16 protein-coding genes are annotated in these 13,329 nt (G+C 67.7%); 3 read left to right on the top strand and 13 right to left on the bottom strand.

Annotated elements, in window-relative coordinates; all coding sequences use genetic code 11:
* The 5 genes from crcB to ACT9TC_RS03055 are packed head-to-tail and all read right to left on the bottom strand — an operon-like array spanning window position 1 to window position 3,330.
* A complete protein-coding gene (gene crcB, locus ACT9TC_RS03075) occupies window positions 1-381 on the bottom strand; it encodes a fluoride efflux transporter CrcB (protein ID WP_458041975.1) in 381 nt (126 codons plus the stop codon).
* Window positions 378-884 (bottom strand): fluoride efflux transporter FluC, encoded by a 507-nt coding sequence (locus ACT9TC_RS03070; protein ID WP_458041974.1) that lies wholly within the window; start codon window positions 882-884, stop codon window positions 378-380. Before ACT9TC_RS03070 ends, crcB begins: the two co-directional genes overlap by 4 nt.
* Window positions 881-1,669, bottom strand: coding sequence for a hypothetical protein (locus tag ACT9TC_RS03065; protein ID WP_458041973.1), 789 nt, complete (start codon window positions 1,667-1,669; stop codon window positions 881-883). Before ACT9TC_RS03065 ends, ACT9TC_RS03070 begins: the two co-directional genes overlap by 4 nt.
* 9 nt (window positions 1,670-1,678) lie before the next feature.
* A complete protein-coding gene (locus ACT9TC_RS03060) occupies window positions 1,679-2,353 on the bottom strand; it encodes a class I SAM-dependent methyltransferase (RefSeq protein ID WP_458041972.1) in 675 nt (224 codons plus the stop codon).
* Complete coding sequence (locus tag ACT9TC_RS03055; protein WP_458041971.1) at window positions 2,350-3,330, bottom strand: NAD(P)/FAD-dependent oxidoreductase; 981 nt, start codon at window positions 3,328-3,330, stop codon at window positions 2,350-2,352. Before ACT9TC_RS03055 ends, ACT9TC_RS03060 begins: the two co-directional genes overlap by 4 nt.
* Window positions 3,331-3,413: 83 nt before the next feature.
* On the opposite strand from ACT9TC_RS03055, the gene ACT9TC_RS03050 reads away from it, so the two are divergent.
* On the top strand, window positions 3,414-3,992 hold the full coding sequence (locus tag ACT9TC_RS03050; protein ID WP_458041970.1) for a helix-turn-helix domain-containing protein: 579 nt from the start codon (window positions 3,414-3,416) through the stop codon (window positions 3,990-3,992).
* Between the two features lie 181 nt (window positions 3,993-4,173).
* Here ACT9TC_RS03050 and ACT9TC_RS03045 read toward each other — a convergent pair whose 3' ends face one another.
* The 5 genes from ACT9TC_RS03045 to ACT9TC_RS03025 form a co-directional block, all read right to left on the bottom strand.
* Window positions 4,174-5,463, bottom strand: a complete 1,290-nt coding sequence (locus tag ACT9TC_RS03045) for a DUF222 domain-containing protein (RefSeq protein ID WP_458041969.1) — start codon at window positions 5,461-5,463, stop codon at window positions 4,174-4,176.
* A 99-nt stretch (window positions 5,464-5,562) separates the two neighbouring features.
* A complete protein-coding gene (gene add, locus ACT9TC_RS03040; protein WP_458041968.1) occupies window positions 5,563-6,561 on the bottom strand; it encodes an adenosine deaminase in 999 nt (332 codons plus the stop codon).
* Window positions 6,558-7,595 (bottom strand): isopenicillin N synthase family dioxygenase, encoded by a 1,038-nt coding sequence (locus tag ACT9TC_RS03035; RefSeq protein WP_458041967.1) that lies wholly within the window; start codon window positions 7,593-7,595, stop codon window positions 6,558-6,560. The genes add and ACT9TC_RS03035 overlap by 4 nt, the downstream gene beginning before the upstream one ends.
* 84 nt (window positions 7,596-7,679) lie before the next feature.
* Window positions 7,680-8,372: a helix-turn-helix domain-containing protein gene (locus ACT9TC_RS03030; RefSeq protein ID WP_458041966.1), complete on the bottom strand. Its 693-nt coding sequence runs from the start codon at window positions 8,370-8,372 to the stop codon at window positions 7,680-7,682.
* 181 nt (window positions 8,373-8,553) lie between these two features.
* Entirely contained in the window at window positions 8,554-9,336 is a 783-nt protein-coding gene (locus ACT9TC_RS03025; RefSeq protein ID WP_458041965.1) for an SDR family oxidoreductase, read from the bottom strand.
* Between the two features lie 142 nt (window positions 9,337-9,478).
* Here ACT9TC_RS03025 and ACT9TC_RS03020 point away from each other — a divergent pair, with 142 nt between their 5' ends.
* Window positions 9,479-9,901 (top strand): ribosomal maturation YjgA family protein, encoded by a 423-nt coding sequence (locus ACT9TC_RS03020; RefSeq protein WP_458041964.1) that lies wholly within the window; start codon window positions 9,479-9,481, stop codon window positions 9,899-9,901.
* A 3-nt stretch (window positions 9,902-9,904) separates the two neighbouring features.
* Here ACT9TC_RS03020 and poxB read toward each other — a convergent pair whose 3' ends face one another.
* A complete protein-coding gene (poxB, locus tag ACT9TC_RS03015) occupies window positions 9,905-11,638 on the bottom strand; it encodes a ubiquinone-dependent pyruvate dehydrogenase (protein ID WP_458041963.1) in 1,734 nt (577 codons plus the stop codon).
* A gap of 91 nt (window positions 11,639-11,729) precedes the next feature.
* Window positions 11,730-12,203: a hypothetical protein gene (locus tag ACT9TC_RS03010; RefSeq protein WP_458041962.1), complete on the bottom strand. Its 474-nt coding sequence runs from the start codon at window positions 12,201-12,203 to the stop codon at window positions 11,730-11,732.
* Window positions 12,204-12,432: 229 nt separating this feature from the next.
* On the opposite strand from ACT9TC_RS03010, the gene ACT9TC_RS03005 reads away from it, so the two are divergent.
* Entirely contained in the window at window positions 12,433-12,564 is a 132-nt protein-coding gene (locus ACT9TC_RS03005; RefSeq protein WP_458041961.1) for a hypothetical protein, read from the top strand.
* 8 nt (window positions 12,565-12,572) lie between these two features.
* Here the strand turns inward: ACT9TC_RS03005 and ACT9TC_RS03000 are convergent, their stop codons facing one another.
* Complete coding sequence (locus ACT9TC_RS03000; RefSeq protein ID WP_458041960.1) at window positions 12,573-13,328, bottom strand: dienelactone hydrolase family protein; 756 nt, start codon at window positions 13,326-13,328, stop codon at window positions 12,573-12,575.
* Window position 13,329: the final 1 nt, after the last annotated feature.

The following is a 13,329-nucleotide window of genomic DNA, read 5'->3' as shown; positions in this document are numbered from 1 at the left end:
TCATGTGATGCTGCCGCTGATCCACAGGCCGAGCCCAGCCATGAGGGTGGTCGCGCCGAGCACGCCGAGCCCGTTGAGGACACCCGCAAGCCGCTTGCGCTCTTGCAACAGGCGCACGGTCTCGAAGCTGGCGGTCGAGAACGTCGTGTAGCCGCCGAGGAACCCGGCCCCGATGACGGCGTACCAACCGTCCGAGACGAGTTGACCGGCCGCGAGTCCGGCGAGGAACCCGAGTGCGAACGATCCGGTCACATTGATGATGATCGTGGCCCAGGGGATTCGCCCCGAGACGCGGGTTCGAATGATGCCGTCGAGCAGCAATCGGGATGCCGCACCCAGGCCGCCGGCTACGGCGATGGCGACGAAAACGAGCGGGGTCATCGCGTCTCCCCATTCGGCACGGGTCGCGTTCGGCGATGCGCGGCGGCGGCGAGAGCGATCCCGGTCCAGGTCGCGGCGGCTCCGACCAGGACCGTCCCCACGGCGTATGCCGCTCCGGCACCGACCGTGCCAGAACCGATCAGGCGCGCCGAATCGAGTGCGAGGGCGCTGTATGTCGTGAACCCGCCCATGACGCCCGTGCCGAGCAGCAACCGCAGGCGCTGGCGACCGCCGTGGTCGGGGCCGCGGCGGACGAGCGACTCGAGCAGCACGCCCAGAAGCAGAGCCCCGACGATGTTGATGCCGAAAATGGCATACGGGATGCCGTTCAGGGGCGGGATGGCCAAGCTGAGCGCTTCGCGGGCGGCGGTGCCGAGCGTTCCGCCGACGAAAACGAGCAGTAGTGCGCCAGGGCGCAGATGGATGGGGCGCGACGCGCCGGTTGCCGTTTCGGCGGCATCGAGGTCGGGATCGAGGGGAAGTTCCTCGTCGTTCCCGTTCACACCGCGTCCTGCTGAGGCTCTGTTCTCAACCCGCGATCGAGGGCCGTGATGGCCACGCTTTCGCGGTCTGTCCCGTGCGATGACGCTTCGGCTTCGAGGCGAGCGAGGAGTGTCGCGGGGATGTCGAGGGTCAGCCGCGCCGAGTCATCCGGACGGCCGCGCACAACGAGTCCGATGATGGGCACAGCGATCGTGCCGATCACATCGATGATCGCGATCACCCCGAAGAACCGCCAGTAGCCGGTGTCGCTGCCGGGGATATCGCCCTCGGTCAGGATCGGCAGCCACAGCATGATCGCCACGATCGTGGCGGCGGCGAGCGTGATCGTGAGACCGATGTGAACGATCCGTCGCGTGGAGGACGCGGAGCGGAGCAGAAGGTTCGCCTGCGCGAGGGTGACGGCGAGGATCGTCAGGACGCCGAGCGCGCGGAACCAGTCGCTGGTCGATTCGCTGAGGTCGAACCACGACCAGATGAGAACGAGGGCGGGGATGAGCGCCGCGACGCTCGTCGCGATACCGATGTACCCGACGATGCGGAACCTGTGGGACGCGATCGCCAGGTGACAGAGTGCGGTGAGCCCGAACGCCGCGACGGCGAGGGTCGTGAGCAGGATGCGGCCCTGCGTCTCACCGAATTCACCGGACAGGAGCGCCACGATTCCGAGCGCACCGGCCAGCAGCAGCGACACGATGACCACGACGATCGCCGCGCGTCGGAGGCCTCGCACGGCGGACGGGGTGCGGGTCGCCTGCGAGACTGCACTCTTCTCGGGGGTAGTCACGCCCCCAGGCTACGGCTCGGGCGAGCGATCCTCACCCGCTGGCGCGCTGGCGCGCTGCACGAGCACGACACTGTCGAGCAGCACGGCGTCCGAACCATCCGGTGCCGTGACCTCGCGCTCCCGTACCTCGCACACCAGCGTCCACCACTGCGTCGCGTCGAGGCGGAGCGCTGCAAGATCACCGTCGGGCGTGGGGAAGACCGCGTGCTGGACGAACTCGGGCGGCGCCCACGCCGGCGCCGCGGCGTGCCCGACCACGAGCAGGCGTCCGCCGGGCGCGACGAATCCGGTCGCGGCATGCAGGATCCGCTCGCGTGGCAGCTCCACGGGGGATTGCAGGAAGGATGCCATGACCAGGTCGTAGCTGTCGTCGTCGGTGTAGGTCGACAGGTCAGCCGCCAGGTCGGCCGACACGAACGTCGTGCGATCGTGCAGCTTGCGCTCGGCGGCCGCCGCTCGCGCCCGGTTGATCGCGGTGGGCGAGAGGTCGACGCCGGTTGCATACCATCCGTGCTCGGCGAGCCAGATGGCGTCTCCGCCCTCGCCGCAGCCGAGATCGAGTGCACGACCGGGCGTGAACTCTCCGGCGATGGCGGCCAGCGTCGCGTTGACCCGGCCCGACCACACTCGGCCGGTGCCGCTGTAGCGCTGCTCCCAGAAATCGATCGGCGCTTGATCCGTCATGCCCCGACCTCCGCAGCGTCTTTGCTCGTTCGGTCCACGGCGGTATCGAAGTCCTGGGTGACGAGCGCGGCGTTGACCGCGGCACCGGTGAATGAGCCTGTGCCCATGGCGAGCGGGACGTTCGCCGCGGGGTTGACGACGTTGCCGACAGCCCAGACGCGGGGGTCGCTGGTCTGACCCACGGCGTCGACGGCGATCACGTTGCCCATCGGTCTGTCGACCCGGTCGAGGTTCAGGTGCTCCAGCATCCGGTCATGCGGTTCCGGGGCGCCTCCGGTGAAGATCGCGTCGATCTCGACGATCGAGCCGTCTTCGAGCCGCACGCCGCTCAGGGTGCCGCCGTTATTGAGTACCTCGACGACCTGTTGGTCGACGATGCGGATGTCGCGGGCGCCGAGGCGCGCCCGCGTCTGCTCGTCGAGGGGGCCGGCGAGGTCTGCGAAGAACACCACGTCGTCGCTCCACTGTCGGAGCAGCTGGACCTGGTGCAGTGACATCGGTGAGATGGCGATCACACCCAGGCGCCGATCGCGCACCTCCCAGCCGTGGCAGTACGGGCAGTGCAGGACATTCGTTCCCCAGTGTTCCGATAGTCCGGGGATATCGGGCAGGCGATCGGTGATGCCGGTTGCGACGATCAGGCTGCGCGTGACATACGACGTCGCGGTGTCGGTCGTGACTCGCAGTTCGTCTGGCACATCATCGACGCGCGTGACCGAGGCATCCGCGAATTCGACGCCGAAGGCGGATGCGTCGGCGCGACCGATGCGCAACAGTTCAGCGGGGTCGATGCCCTCGTGACCCAGAACGGCGTGCATGTGTGCGGCGAAGCGGTTGCGGGGTGTACCGGCATCGATGACGAGGACGCGGCGGCGGGCGCGGCCCAGCATGAGCGAGCCGCTGAGACCGGCGACGCCCCCGCCGATGATGATCGTGTCCCAGAGTTCGGCCGAAGAGTCGGTGACTGATGTCTGCATGACCCCAGCGTGCAGTCATGGGTGTCAGAATGGCAAACAGGTTTGCGGTATTGGCAAGTCGGGAAGCGTGGGCGATATGGCGGATGGACTGGATCAGGTCGGCGTGCGACTTCGTGCGACTTCGTGCGGCGCGTCATGCGCGCGGGTGGACGCTCGAAGAGGTGGCCGCGCGGGCACAGATGTCGGTGAGCACGCTGTCTCGGCTCGAGTCTGGCAAGCGTCAGGCGAGCCTGGAGTTGCTGGTGCCGCTGACCCGTCAGCTCGGGGTGCGGATCGACGACCTGGTGGCCGCGCCGACGGTCGACCCTCGCGTGCGCCGGTCGGTCATTCGTCGGGATGGCATGGTCATCGCTCCGCTCGCGCCCGAGGGCTCAGCCGTGAACACGTACAAGATCACGTATTCGCCTGATCCGAACGGATGCTCCGAGCTGCGCGTGCACGATGGCTACGAGTGGCTATATGTCATCGCGGGGAGGTTGCGATTGCGGCTCGGTGAGCAGGACCTCGTGCTGGCGCGGGGCGAGGCGGCCGAGTTCGATACCCGCATCCCGCATGCGATGGGCGCAACGGGCAACCGTCCCGCGCAGATCATCAGCATCTTCAACGAGGTCGGCATCCGCATGCACACCCACGGCGCGCCGGAGGGTGATGACGTTCCCTGAGCCGGTCACTTCGAACGGGCTCAGTGACCGGGGGCTCAGTGCTCTTTGGACCTGTCGAAGGGAACGCCGGAACCGCGCACGCCGAGCGGGCAGGATGCAGCGGGTCATTTTCGACAGGCGCAGCGACCGGAGGCTCCGCGACCGGAGCGGGCGCGGCGGACGGGCGCGGCGGACGCGATGCCTAGAACGGTGGTGGGTCCGTGTTCGGCGTGAAGAGGACCAGCGCGGGTGGGGGTTTGTCGATGTAGATGTGACCACCGGGTGAGGTCCATTCGAGGATTCCGCCGCCGAGTTGTCGGGCGGTCCACGCCGTTTCGCCCTTCAACGTGTGGTGTCGTTTGCAGAGGCAGGCGAGGTTGCAGACGTCGGTTTCGCCGCCCAACGCGTAGTCGAGGGTGTGGTCTCGATCGCACCGGTGGGCGGGTTGTCGGCATCCGGGGAATCGGCAGTGCTGATCCCGCGCCCGGAGGAACCGTTTCATGTCCGCCGACGGGGTGTACCGGTCCACGGCGAGCACACATCCGGTGATGGGGTCGGCGAGGACCCGGTCCCACCCGGTCGCGTGTCCCGCGAGTTGCCGGGCTATCGCGGGGTCGATCGGGCACCGCCCGACCAGTTCGGCGGGCTCATCCGTGACTCCGGCCAACGCGAGGGCGGGGATGGTGACGTTCACGATCGCTTGGATCGACCCGAGTCCACCAAACCCGTCGGACATTCCCGCGCCGGTCTGGGCGTCGGGTGTGGTGGTGAGGAGCATGTCTGCGACGAGGTCGGCACGGATCTGATCGATCGTGCGGGCATCAGACGGGTCGGCGTTCTTGATCGCCTGGGCCTGCTGCGTGATGCGGTCGTGCATCCCGTGGGCGAGTACCGCGGGTTGGGTGGTGCTGAACTCCGCCATCCCATCCCCGATGTCCCGCACACCGACACCCCGCGAAGCACGGGCTTCTTGGTGGCGTTCCGTCAGCGTCCGGGGCTGCAGCGTCTCTGCCAGTCGGGCGAGCGCGGACCCGAGCCGTCCGGGCGTGGTTCCCTCGGCCCGGACCAGCGCTTCGCGCTCGAACACGGCACGCGCGTCCGCGTCGGTGAGCGGTAGTCCGTGCTCCATGATCACCGCGACATGCCTCGCGCTGACCCGGCCCTCATCCCACGCGTCAAACGTTGCGGGGAACGCTTCGGCGAGCACGGCGGCGTCGTTCATTCGGCCCTGCACGGTGCGATCGGACATGCACGCCGCGACCGCCAGCTCTGCAGCCAAAGCACGAAGAGGCAGTTCTGCCTCACGCGAGGACGTCGACCCCAACTCGGCGACTCGACGCATCCCGAGATCCGCAGCATCCGCCAGGACCCGCGCCTGCGCAGCTTGCGCACGAGCGACCGCCCGCGATGCCTCGGCGAACCGGATCGCGAGGTCACGCGCTTCGGTATCGACGTCGCAGATGTCAGCGACGCGACTGTTATTCGAATGCATGTTCTAAACTCTATGGACCACCACCGACACCCGAACCCCGAAAGGCCCCCACATCACGCCGAAATCGCAACGCTGAGATGAGAGTTTTCACATCTCCCGTTACGCCGCCGCGGAACGGAGCGCAGCCAGGTGCAGCTCGCGCTCGCCCGCGTCGATGAACGCGGCCTCGAACGAGTTCTCGATGCACCCGAGCAGCACGTCCCGGGGTGTTCCGATGTCCTCGAGAGCCCCGAAGTTGGCCCCGATCTGACCACCGAAGTAGGCCGGGTCGTCGCTCGAAATCGTCCCGACAACACCCGCATCAAGCATCGCAAACAGCGGGTGCTGCTCCATCCGGTCCACGGCGCGCAGCGCGACGTTCGACAGTGGGCATACGTTGACCGGGATCTGCTCGGCGGCGATGCGCTTCAGCAGCTCCGGGTCTTCGACCGCGCGCAGTCCATGGTCGATCCTCTCGACCCGCAGATCGTCCAGAGCCTGACGAACGTACTCGGGATCGCCCTCTTCGCCCGCGTGACATGTGCGGTGCAGGCCGTCCGCTTCAGCGCGCGCGAACACGTCACGAAACAGCACCGGCGGATAACCGACCTCGGTCGAGTCCAGCCCCACGCCGATGATCATGTCGCGAAACGGCGCGAAGTCCGTCAGCATCTGATCGGCTGCCTCGGCCCCCAGATCGCGCGTGAAGTCGAGGATCATGTCGCACGAGAGTCCTTCGCGCCGGGCGTCGGCAAACGCGGCGCCGTAGCCCTCCATCACCGCGGCGAGCGGCACCCCCGACTGCACGTGCGTCATCGGGTTGAAGAAGGACTCGGCGCGCGTGACGCCGTTCTCACGCGCGCGACGCAGGTAGAGCGCCGCGAGGTCGTAGAAGTCCTCGGCGGTCCGCACGACCGCGAGGTTCTCGAAGTACACGTCGAGAAAGTCCTGCAGCTGCCCGAATCGGTAGCGGGCGTCGAGCGCATCGGGATCGTAGGTGGGCAGCGCAACACCGTTGCGGCGCGCGAGGGTCACGAGAAGCTCGGATTCCAGGGCCCCCTCGAGGTGCATATGCAGCTCGGCCTTCGGAATCAGGGGCGAGGAGGCAGGATGCGTCACAGTGCTGCCTCGACGCGCGCCTGTTCGCGCGCGGCCGCGGTGTTCTTGACGCCCGCGCGCGATCCGCGCAATTTCGCCTGCACGTGCTCGGCCACGGTGATGGGCTCGTAGATCGGCTGGGAGCGCTCCAGGATCGTCGGCAGCGTCCGGATGACGGCATCCGCGTTCCAATCGTGGAAGAACGCTGCCGAGCGACGCCGCTTGATCGTGCCATTCACGATGGGCGGCTTGACGCGGTGCAGGGTCGACATCCATTCGTCGTTCGTGACGCGCGCGGCGATGTCGCCGAGGTTCACGAGCAGTGCCCCCTCGGCGGGCATGGCATCGTGCCACCGCCCATCGCGCCCTAGCACCTGCAGGCCTTCGACCCGATCGGCCCACAGCACCGTGACCATCCCGTAGTCCGTGTGCTCGCCCATCCCGGTGAGGTCGGCGCCGAGCTCGATGCTGCCCGGGGGCAGGGCGTAATTGTTCATGCGTAAGACGTTGATCGGATGGTCCGACACCGCGCCGAACACGTCCCGGTCGACGCCGAGCGCATCCGCGAACGCATCCTGCAGTGTGTAGGCCACCCGCCGCGCCTCGGCGAAGTATGCGGAGACGCGTTCCTCGAATCCTGGTGTGTCGGGCCAGGTGTTGGCCGCGTAGTCGCCCGTCTCGTCGGTGAAGCCCGGGAAGTCGGCAGCCGAGCTGCCGATGTTGAAGGCCTCGAAGAAGTCGTTCATGCGCGTGACGGGGTCGACGCCCAGCGAATAACTCAGCGATTCACTCTTGGGCGGGCTGTAGCCGCGGTTCTCTTTTGCGGGACGTTTCCACTGCTTCTTCGCCTCGAGTTCCTGGCCGAAGAAGTCGTCCATCGCCTGCGCGAGGCCATCCGTCGCCGACGTCGGTACGCCGTGGCCCACGATCTGGATGAAGCCGACGGTGCGACACGCGGTATCGAGGGCACGCGCGACGGCGGCCTTGCTTTCCGCGCTCCCATCTTCGACGTAGGCGGAGATGTCGACGGTCGGGACAACGAAGGTTTCACTCATGGAGTGATAGTACACAGCAATCAATGATTGCTTATGTAAATAACTTGTTACGGCCGGGCTCGTGACCCCGAGACGAATTGAACCTCACGCATCCGGGGAGTGCACGAGAAGGATTGTGGCGCGCTCCGGGCCGATCACGCGCCACACGTTTCGCAGCTCACCCGGGTAGGTCATGGCATCCCCGGTGCCGAGTTCCCACTCGCCCTGGCCCTCGATCGTCACAACAATCCGCCCGTCGGCAACGTAGACGAGCAGCTCGCCGTCCGACTGAAACCAGTCGCCCATGTCTTCGTCTGCGCGCACCACGTACTCGGTCGCGACGACGCGACGACCCGAGGCGGTCAGGATGCGCCCGATGCCCGCGTTGGCGGACTCGGTGACCGGCACCCGGCGTGCGTCCGCGCGGCGCTGGACATGAATCGAAGCCGGCCCGACCTCGGACGGCATCAGCTCGGCGGCCGACAGGCCGAGCGCACCGGCGAGGCGGTAGAGCGTCAGCATCGACGGAAGCGTGTGGCCGTTCTCGATCTGGCTGAGGAACGGCTGGCTGATGCCCGCCTCGGCGGCGAGAGCGCGCATCGACAGCTTCCGGTCCGAGCGAGCGGATGCCACGGCCCGGCCGATCGCGGCGGCGATGCTCGTCTCGGCACGATCGTCGTCGGTCGCGGTCGCGGTCGAGGTCGAGGTCGAGGTCGCGGTCGAGGTCGAGGTCGAGGTCGCGGTCGCGGTCGCGGTCGCTGCCGCGGGTGCTGCCGGGCGGGGGGTCTCTTCGCTCACCGTCTCAGGCTAGGGCAGGCGTCGGCGTGCGGCCGAAGCATCCGTCACCCGGCTCTTCCCTGCCCGACCCTCGCTCGAGAACAGGCGATTCGCCGGAAACAGGACGATCCGGCGCGGATCCTCCTGTTTTCGTGTGTTCTCCTGTTCCCGTGCGAGGCGAGGATGCCGGACAGCGGACAGCTCACCAGGTCGAGTCGCCCCGGATGATCGCATCCGATCCGCCGTCGATGAAGACGACCTGCCCGCACAGGTGGGCGTTCTCCTCGCTCGTCAGCCAGGCGAGCAGATAGGCGACGTCACGCGGTTCGAAGATTCCGTTCAGCGGCATCGGCACCATCTGGAGCAGCGCGTCCCGCGCCTCGGCCGTCGCGGTCAGGTCTGCGGTCATCGGTGTTGCCACAACACCTGGGCCGATCGCGTTCAGCGGGATGCTCGCTCCTGCCCAGTCGGGCGTCGGAGCGTTGCGACGGATCCATCGCGCGAGCGCCCGCTTCGTCGTTCCGTAGATCAGATTTGCCATCTCGGGCGCGGATGCCTCGAGTTCGGCGCCCCGAGCGAGCGCCGCTTCTTCGTCACCGGCCAGAAGCGCCTCGAGCAAGGCGTCATCTGGCGGGTAGAGCGATGCCATCGACACTGTCGCGACGGCGCGAGGGGCCGCCGACCCGGCCAGCAGGGGGCGCAGGCCCCCGAGCGTCGCCACGGCTCCGAAGAAGTTCACGGCCACCGTCGCCGCGGTGGGGGTGGCCAGCCCCGCATTGGCGATGATCGCGTCGATGTGCCCGGCGGATGCCGCGGAGACCTCGGTGACCATCCGCTCACGTCCCTCGGCGGTCGTCAGATCGACGTTGATGTCGGCATTACGGATGTCGACCCCGATGACCCGATGGCCGCGCTCGCCGAGCAGCTGCGCGGTCGCCGCGCCGATCCCGCTCGCCGCTCCTGTGATGACGTAAGTCCGAGACATGATGTGCCTGCCTTTGCCGTGAGATTCGTGGTGGAAGATGCTCCGCCGGGAGGCGGCTCCCGCCTACATCTTGTTCCCCGCGCCCGGGCGACGGTAGGCCGTCGCGCCGTGAATATGCGGCTGCGGCGCATACGGTGGAGGGATGGCGGATGACTCAGGTGCGACGGTTGCGGCGCGGCCCATCCGCCGTCGCGTGGTCGCCCTCGGCGCGCTCCTGCTCACGGTCGGTGCTGGTCTGGCGGTGTACCTGCTTGCGCCCGACGTCGCAGCATCCGACATCGCCGGTGACGCCCTCTACGCGGTCGCGGTCTATCTCGCCGTCGTGATCCTGCTGCCCCGTCGGCGCGTCGTCGTCACCGGCCTTCTCGCGGCGGTGTGGTGCGTGGGCGTGGAACTGTTCCAGCTGATCGGCGTACCCCTCGCCCTCGGGGCGGTCTTCCCGCCCATCATGCTCGTGCTCGGCACGGTCTTCGACGCGCGCGACATTGTCGTCTACCTCGTCACGATCGTCGCCGTCGCCGTGGTCGACAGTGCGCTCCGGGCCAGCCGACGCGTTCGCGCCTAGGCCTCACCCGAATATCCGCCGCCACACGTTGGTGTCGGCGAGATCGAGAAGCTCGTCGCCCCGGCCCGACATCACCGTGCGCAGGGCATAGAGCGCGAACCCCTTGGCCTGCGCGGCGGTGATCGACGGCGGGATGGAGAGCTCGTCGCGCGCCACGACGACGTCGATCAGCACGGGACCCGGATCGGCGAACGCGTCCGTCAGCGCGGCTTCGAGTTCGGACGCCTTTTCGACACGGATGCCTCCGATGCCCATCGACCGCGCCACCTCGGCGAAGTCCGGATTCTGCAGTCCGGTACCGAACGGCACGATTCCCGCCGCCTTCATCTCGAGTTCGATGAAATTCAGGGATGAGTTGTTGAACACGACGATCTTGATGGGCAGGTCGTTCTGGCGGATCGAGAGCAGGTCGCCCATCAGCATCGCCAGGCCCCCGTCGCCCGCGAGCGCGATCACCTGACGTTTCGGGTCGACCGACTGGGCGCCCAGCGCGTGCGGCAGGGCGTTGGCCATCGAGCCGTGAGTGAACGATCCGATCAGGCGTCGCTCCTTCGTCATTCGCAGGTAGCGAGCGGCCCAGATGACGGGCGTGCCGACATCCGCGGTGAACACCGCATCTCGTGCTGCCAGCTCGTCGATCAGGCGTGCGACGTACTGCGGATGGATCGGCTGCTTGCCGTCGTCGTTGGCGAAGCCGTCGAGCTCGCGGCGGGTTTTCGCGTAATGGGCCACGGAGTCCTTCAGGTGTGCGTCGCGGTGATCCTCGCGCAGCAGAGGCAGGAGTGCCGCCGCCGTCTCGCGCACGCCACCGACCAGGCCGAGATCGATCGGGGTGCGGCGGCCGAGTTGTTCGCCGCGGATGTCGATCTGGATGATCTTCGCTCTGCTCGGATAGAACTGCCGGTACGGGAAGTCGGTGCCGAGCATCAGCAGTGTGTCGCAGTGCTCCATCGCGCGGTAACCCGAGGCGAAGCCGAGCAGCCCCGTCATCCCGACGTCGTAGGGGTTGTCGTACTCGATGTGCTGCTTGCCCCGGTACGCGTGAACGATGGGCGCTTGCAGGCGCTCGGCGAGCGCCATCACCTCGGTATGAGCCCCCGCGACGCCCGCGCCGGCGAGGATCGTGACCTTGCCGGCGGTGTCGAGGAGAGCGGCGGCCGCACGCAACTCCGACTCGGCTGGCAGGACCCGGGACTCGGTCGGGCGAATCGGTGCGGACGGACGGCGGTCGGGAGCATCGGCGAAGAACACGTCGGCTGGCACGACGACGACGGCGACCCCGCGCTTTTCGATCGCTGTGCGCATGGCGATCTCCAGTACCCACGGGAGCTGGCTCGGGTCGGCGACCAGTTCGCTGTAGACGCTGCATTCGCGGAAAAGCTCCTGCGGGTGCGTCTCCTGGAAGTAGTTGCTGCCGATCTCGGCGGTCGGCAGATGCGAAGCGATCGCCAGCACCGGGACGCGGCTGCGCTGGGCGTCGAACAGGCCGTTGATGAAATGCAGATTGCCGGGGCCCCCGCTGCCCGCGACGACGGCGAGCTCTCCCGTCATCTCGGCTTCGGCGGCAGCAGCGAAGGCCGCGGACTCTTCGTGCCGCACATGCATCCAGCGGATGTCTTTGTCTCGGCGCAGAACGTCGGTGAAACCGTTGAGCGAATCGCCCGGCAGCCCCCAGATCCGCGTTACTCCAGCGCTCTTCAAGGTCTCGACGAACAGTTCTGCGACGGTGTGCGACATTGGGGCTCCTTTCACGGGCGATTCGTCGGCCACGATACGCGCGCCGCGCGCTGCGGGATGGGGGTTGCGCTCGCGCTCGCTGCCACCCCTGTCACGACGGCGGGGGTGTTCGGGTCGTGCGCTCGAGGGCACGGGAGACGGCCGCGGCGAGGGGAATGTGCCCCGCGGCCAGGATGACAGCGGCGAGCGCGATCCACCACGACCCGAGCCATCCGGCGGCGAACAAAAACGCCGCGATCGGGAACAGCGCCATCGGTACCGGAATCGGTCCGAGGGGTGCGTAGAGCGACCCGATGCGCCGTCCCGTCGCGAGGTAGCGCGCCCAGAGCCCGAGGTACACGGCGATGGAGGCGATCACGGCTGCGAGCCACCAGGCATCGCCGGGTTCCCGCCCCGTCAGCGCCGGAACGACGAGACAGAGCGCTTGGCCACCTCGCTCGAGCCAGGCGAGTGGCCGGGGAGGGTGCGTAAGCGGCGGGCTGTCGATGGGCCGGAAGACGATCAGCAGCGCATTCGGCGCAAGGATGACGAGCGACACGACGGCCCCGGCCAGCGAGAATCCCACGATCCCTCCTCGCGGCCATCGTACGGACGTTGTCTCCGGGGATGCGCGGTCAGTAGCCGTGTATATCTGGATTGGTCCAATCGAGAAGATTTGGACCGTAGTGACCGCCTGAATCCGCGAATTTACGCGAAGAACGTACGGGCAGGAGCCAGTCCAATTCGATTGGCCTGTTGTTGTTCGTGCTGCGCCGCGATCGGATCGAACCATTCACCCGATCTCGGAGGTTCTCATGCTCATCGTCGTCCTGCTCGTGGCGCTCGTTCTCGTCGTCGTCGTCGCGACGATCGCCGTCGTGTTGCGCGATGACCGGGGCGCGATCGCCGAGGACTGGGTATACGACACACGCCGGCCCCGCCCTTGAGGTCCGGCTCAGCGGGTTCGCGAGCAGGCGTTGACGTGCAGCCGTTGGTCGACGAATGTCGTGGCTCGCCGCCACGCGTCTGCGGCCGCATCCGGATCGTATGTGTGGGGATTCGTCTCGTTGAAAAATGCGTGCCGCGCGCCGGGGTACACGTGATCGGAGAACGTTATGCCGTTCGCCTCCATCGACCCGCGTACCTCGGGCAGACGATCGATCAGCGCCGGGTCGAGCTCGCCGTAGAGAGCGAGCACGGGGCACGTGATGCGGGCGATAGCCTCGGGTTCTGGTGCCGTCCCGTAGAAGGGAACCGCGGCGCGAACCCGGTCGTCGTCCGCGGCGAGGGCGAAGCTGTACGTCCCTCCGAAGCAGAACCCCGTCACGGCTATGCGTCCATTGATCGCGGGCAGGGAGGCGAGGTGGTCGACCACGGTACGCAGGCGCGCCACGGCCTCCGATGCGTACTCGGGGGAACGGATCGGGGCGAGCGCTTCTCTCAGGCGCGGCTGCAGCGATGCGCGCTTCTCTTCGTCGGGGTCGGCGTTGAGAGCAGCGAGCTCTTCGCCGACCTCGGGAGTGACGCCGATGTCGCTCAGCAGGTCGGGGGCGAGTGCCAGGTATCCCTCGTCCGCCCACCGATCGGTGATCCGCGTGATCTGGTCGACGAGCCCCCAGATCTCATGGATGACGATGATCGCCCCGCGTGGCGGACCCGACGGCTCGGCACGGTAGACACGGACTCCGTTGATTTCGATGCGCTCACCCACG

It is taken from the genome of Microbacterium sp. HM-570, from assembly GCF_054165885.1.
Note: the sequence above shows the minus strand (reverse complement) of the source record. Positions and strands in the feature narration are given on the sequence as shown.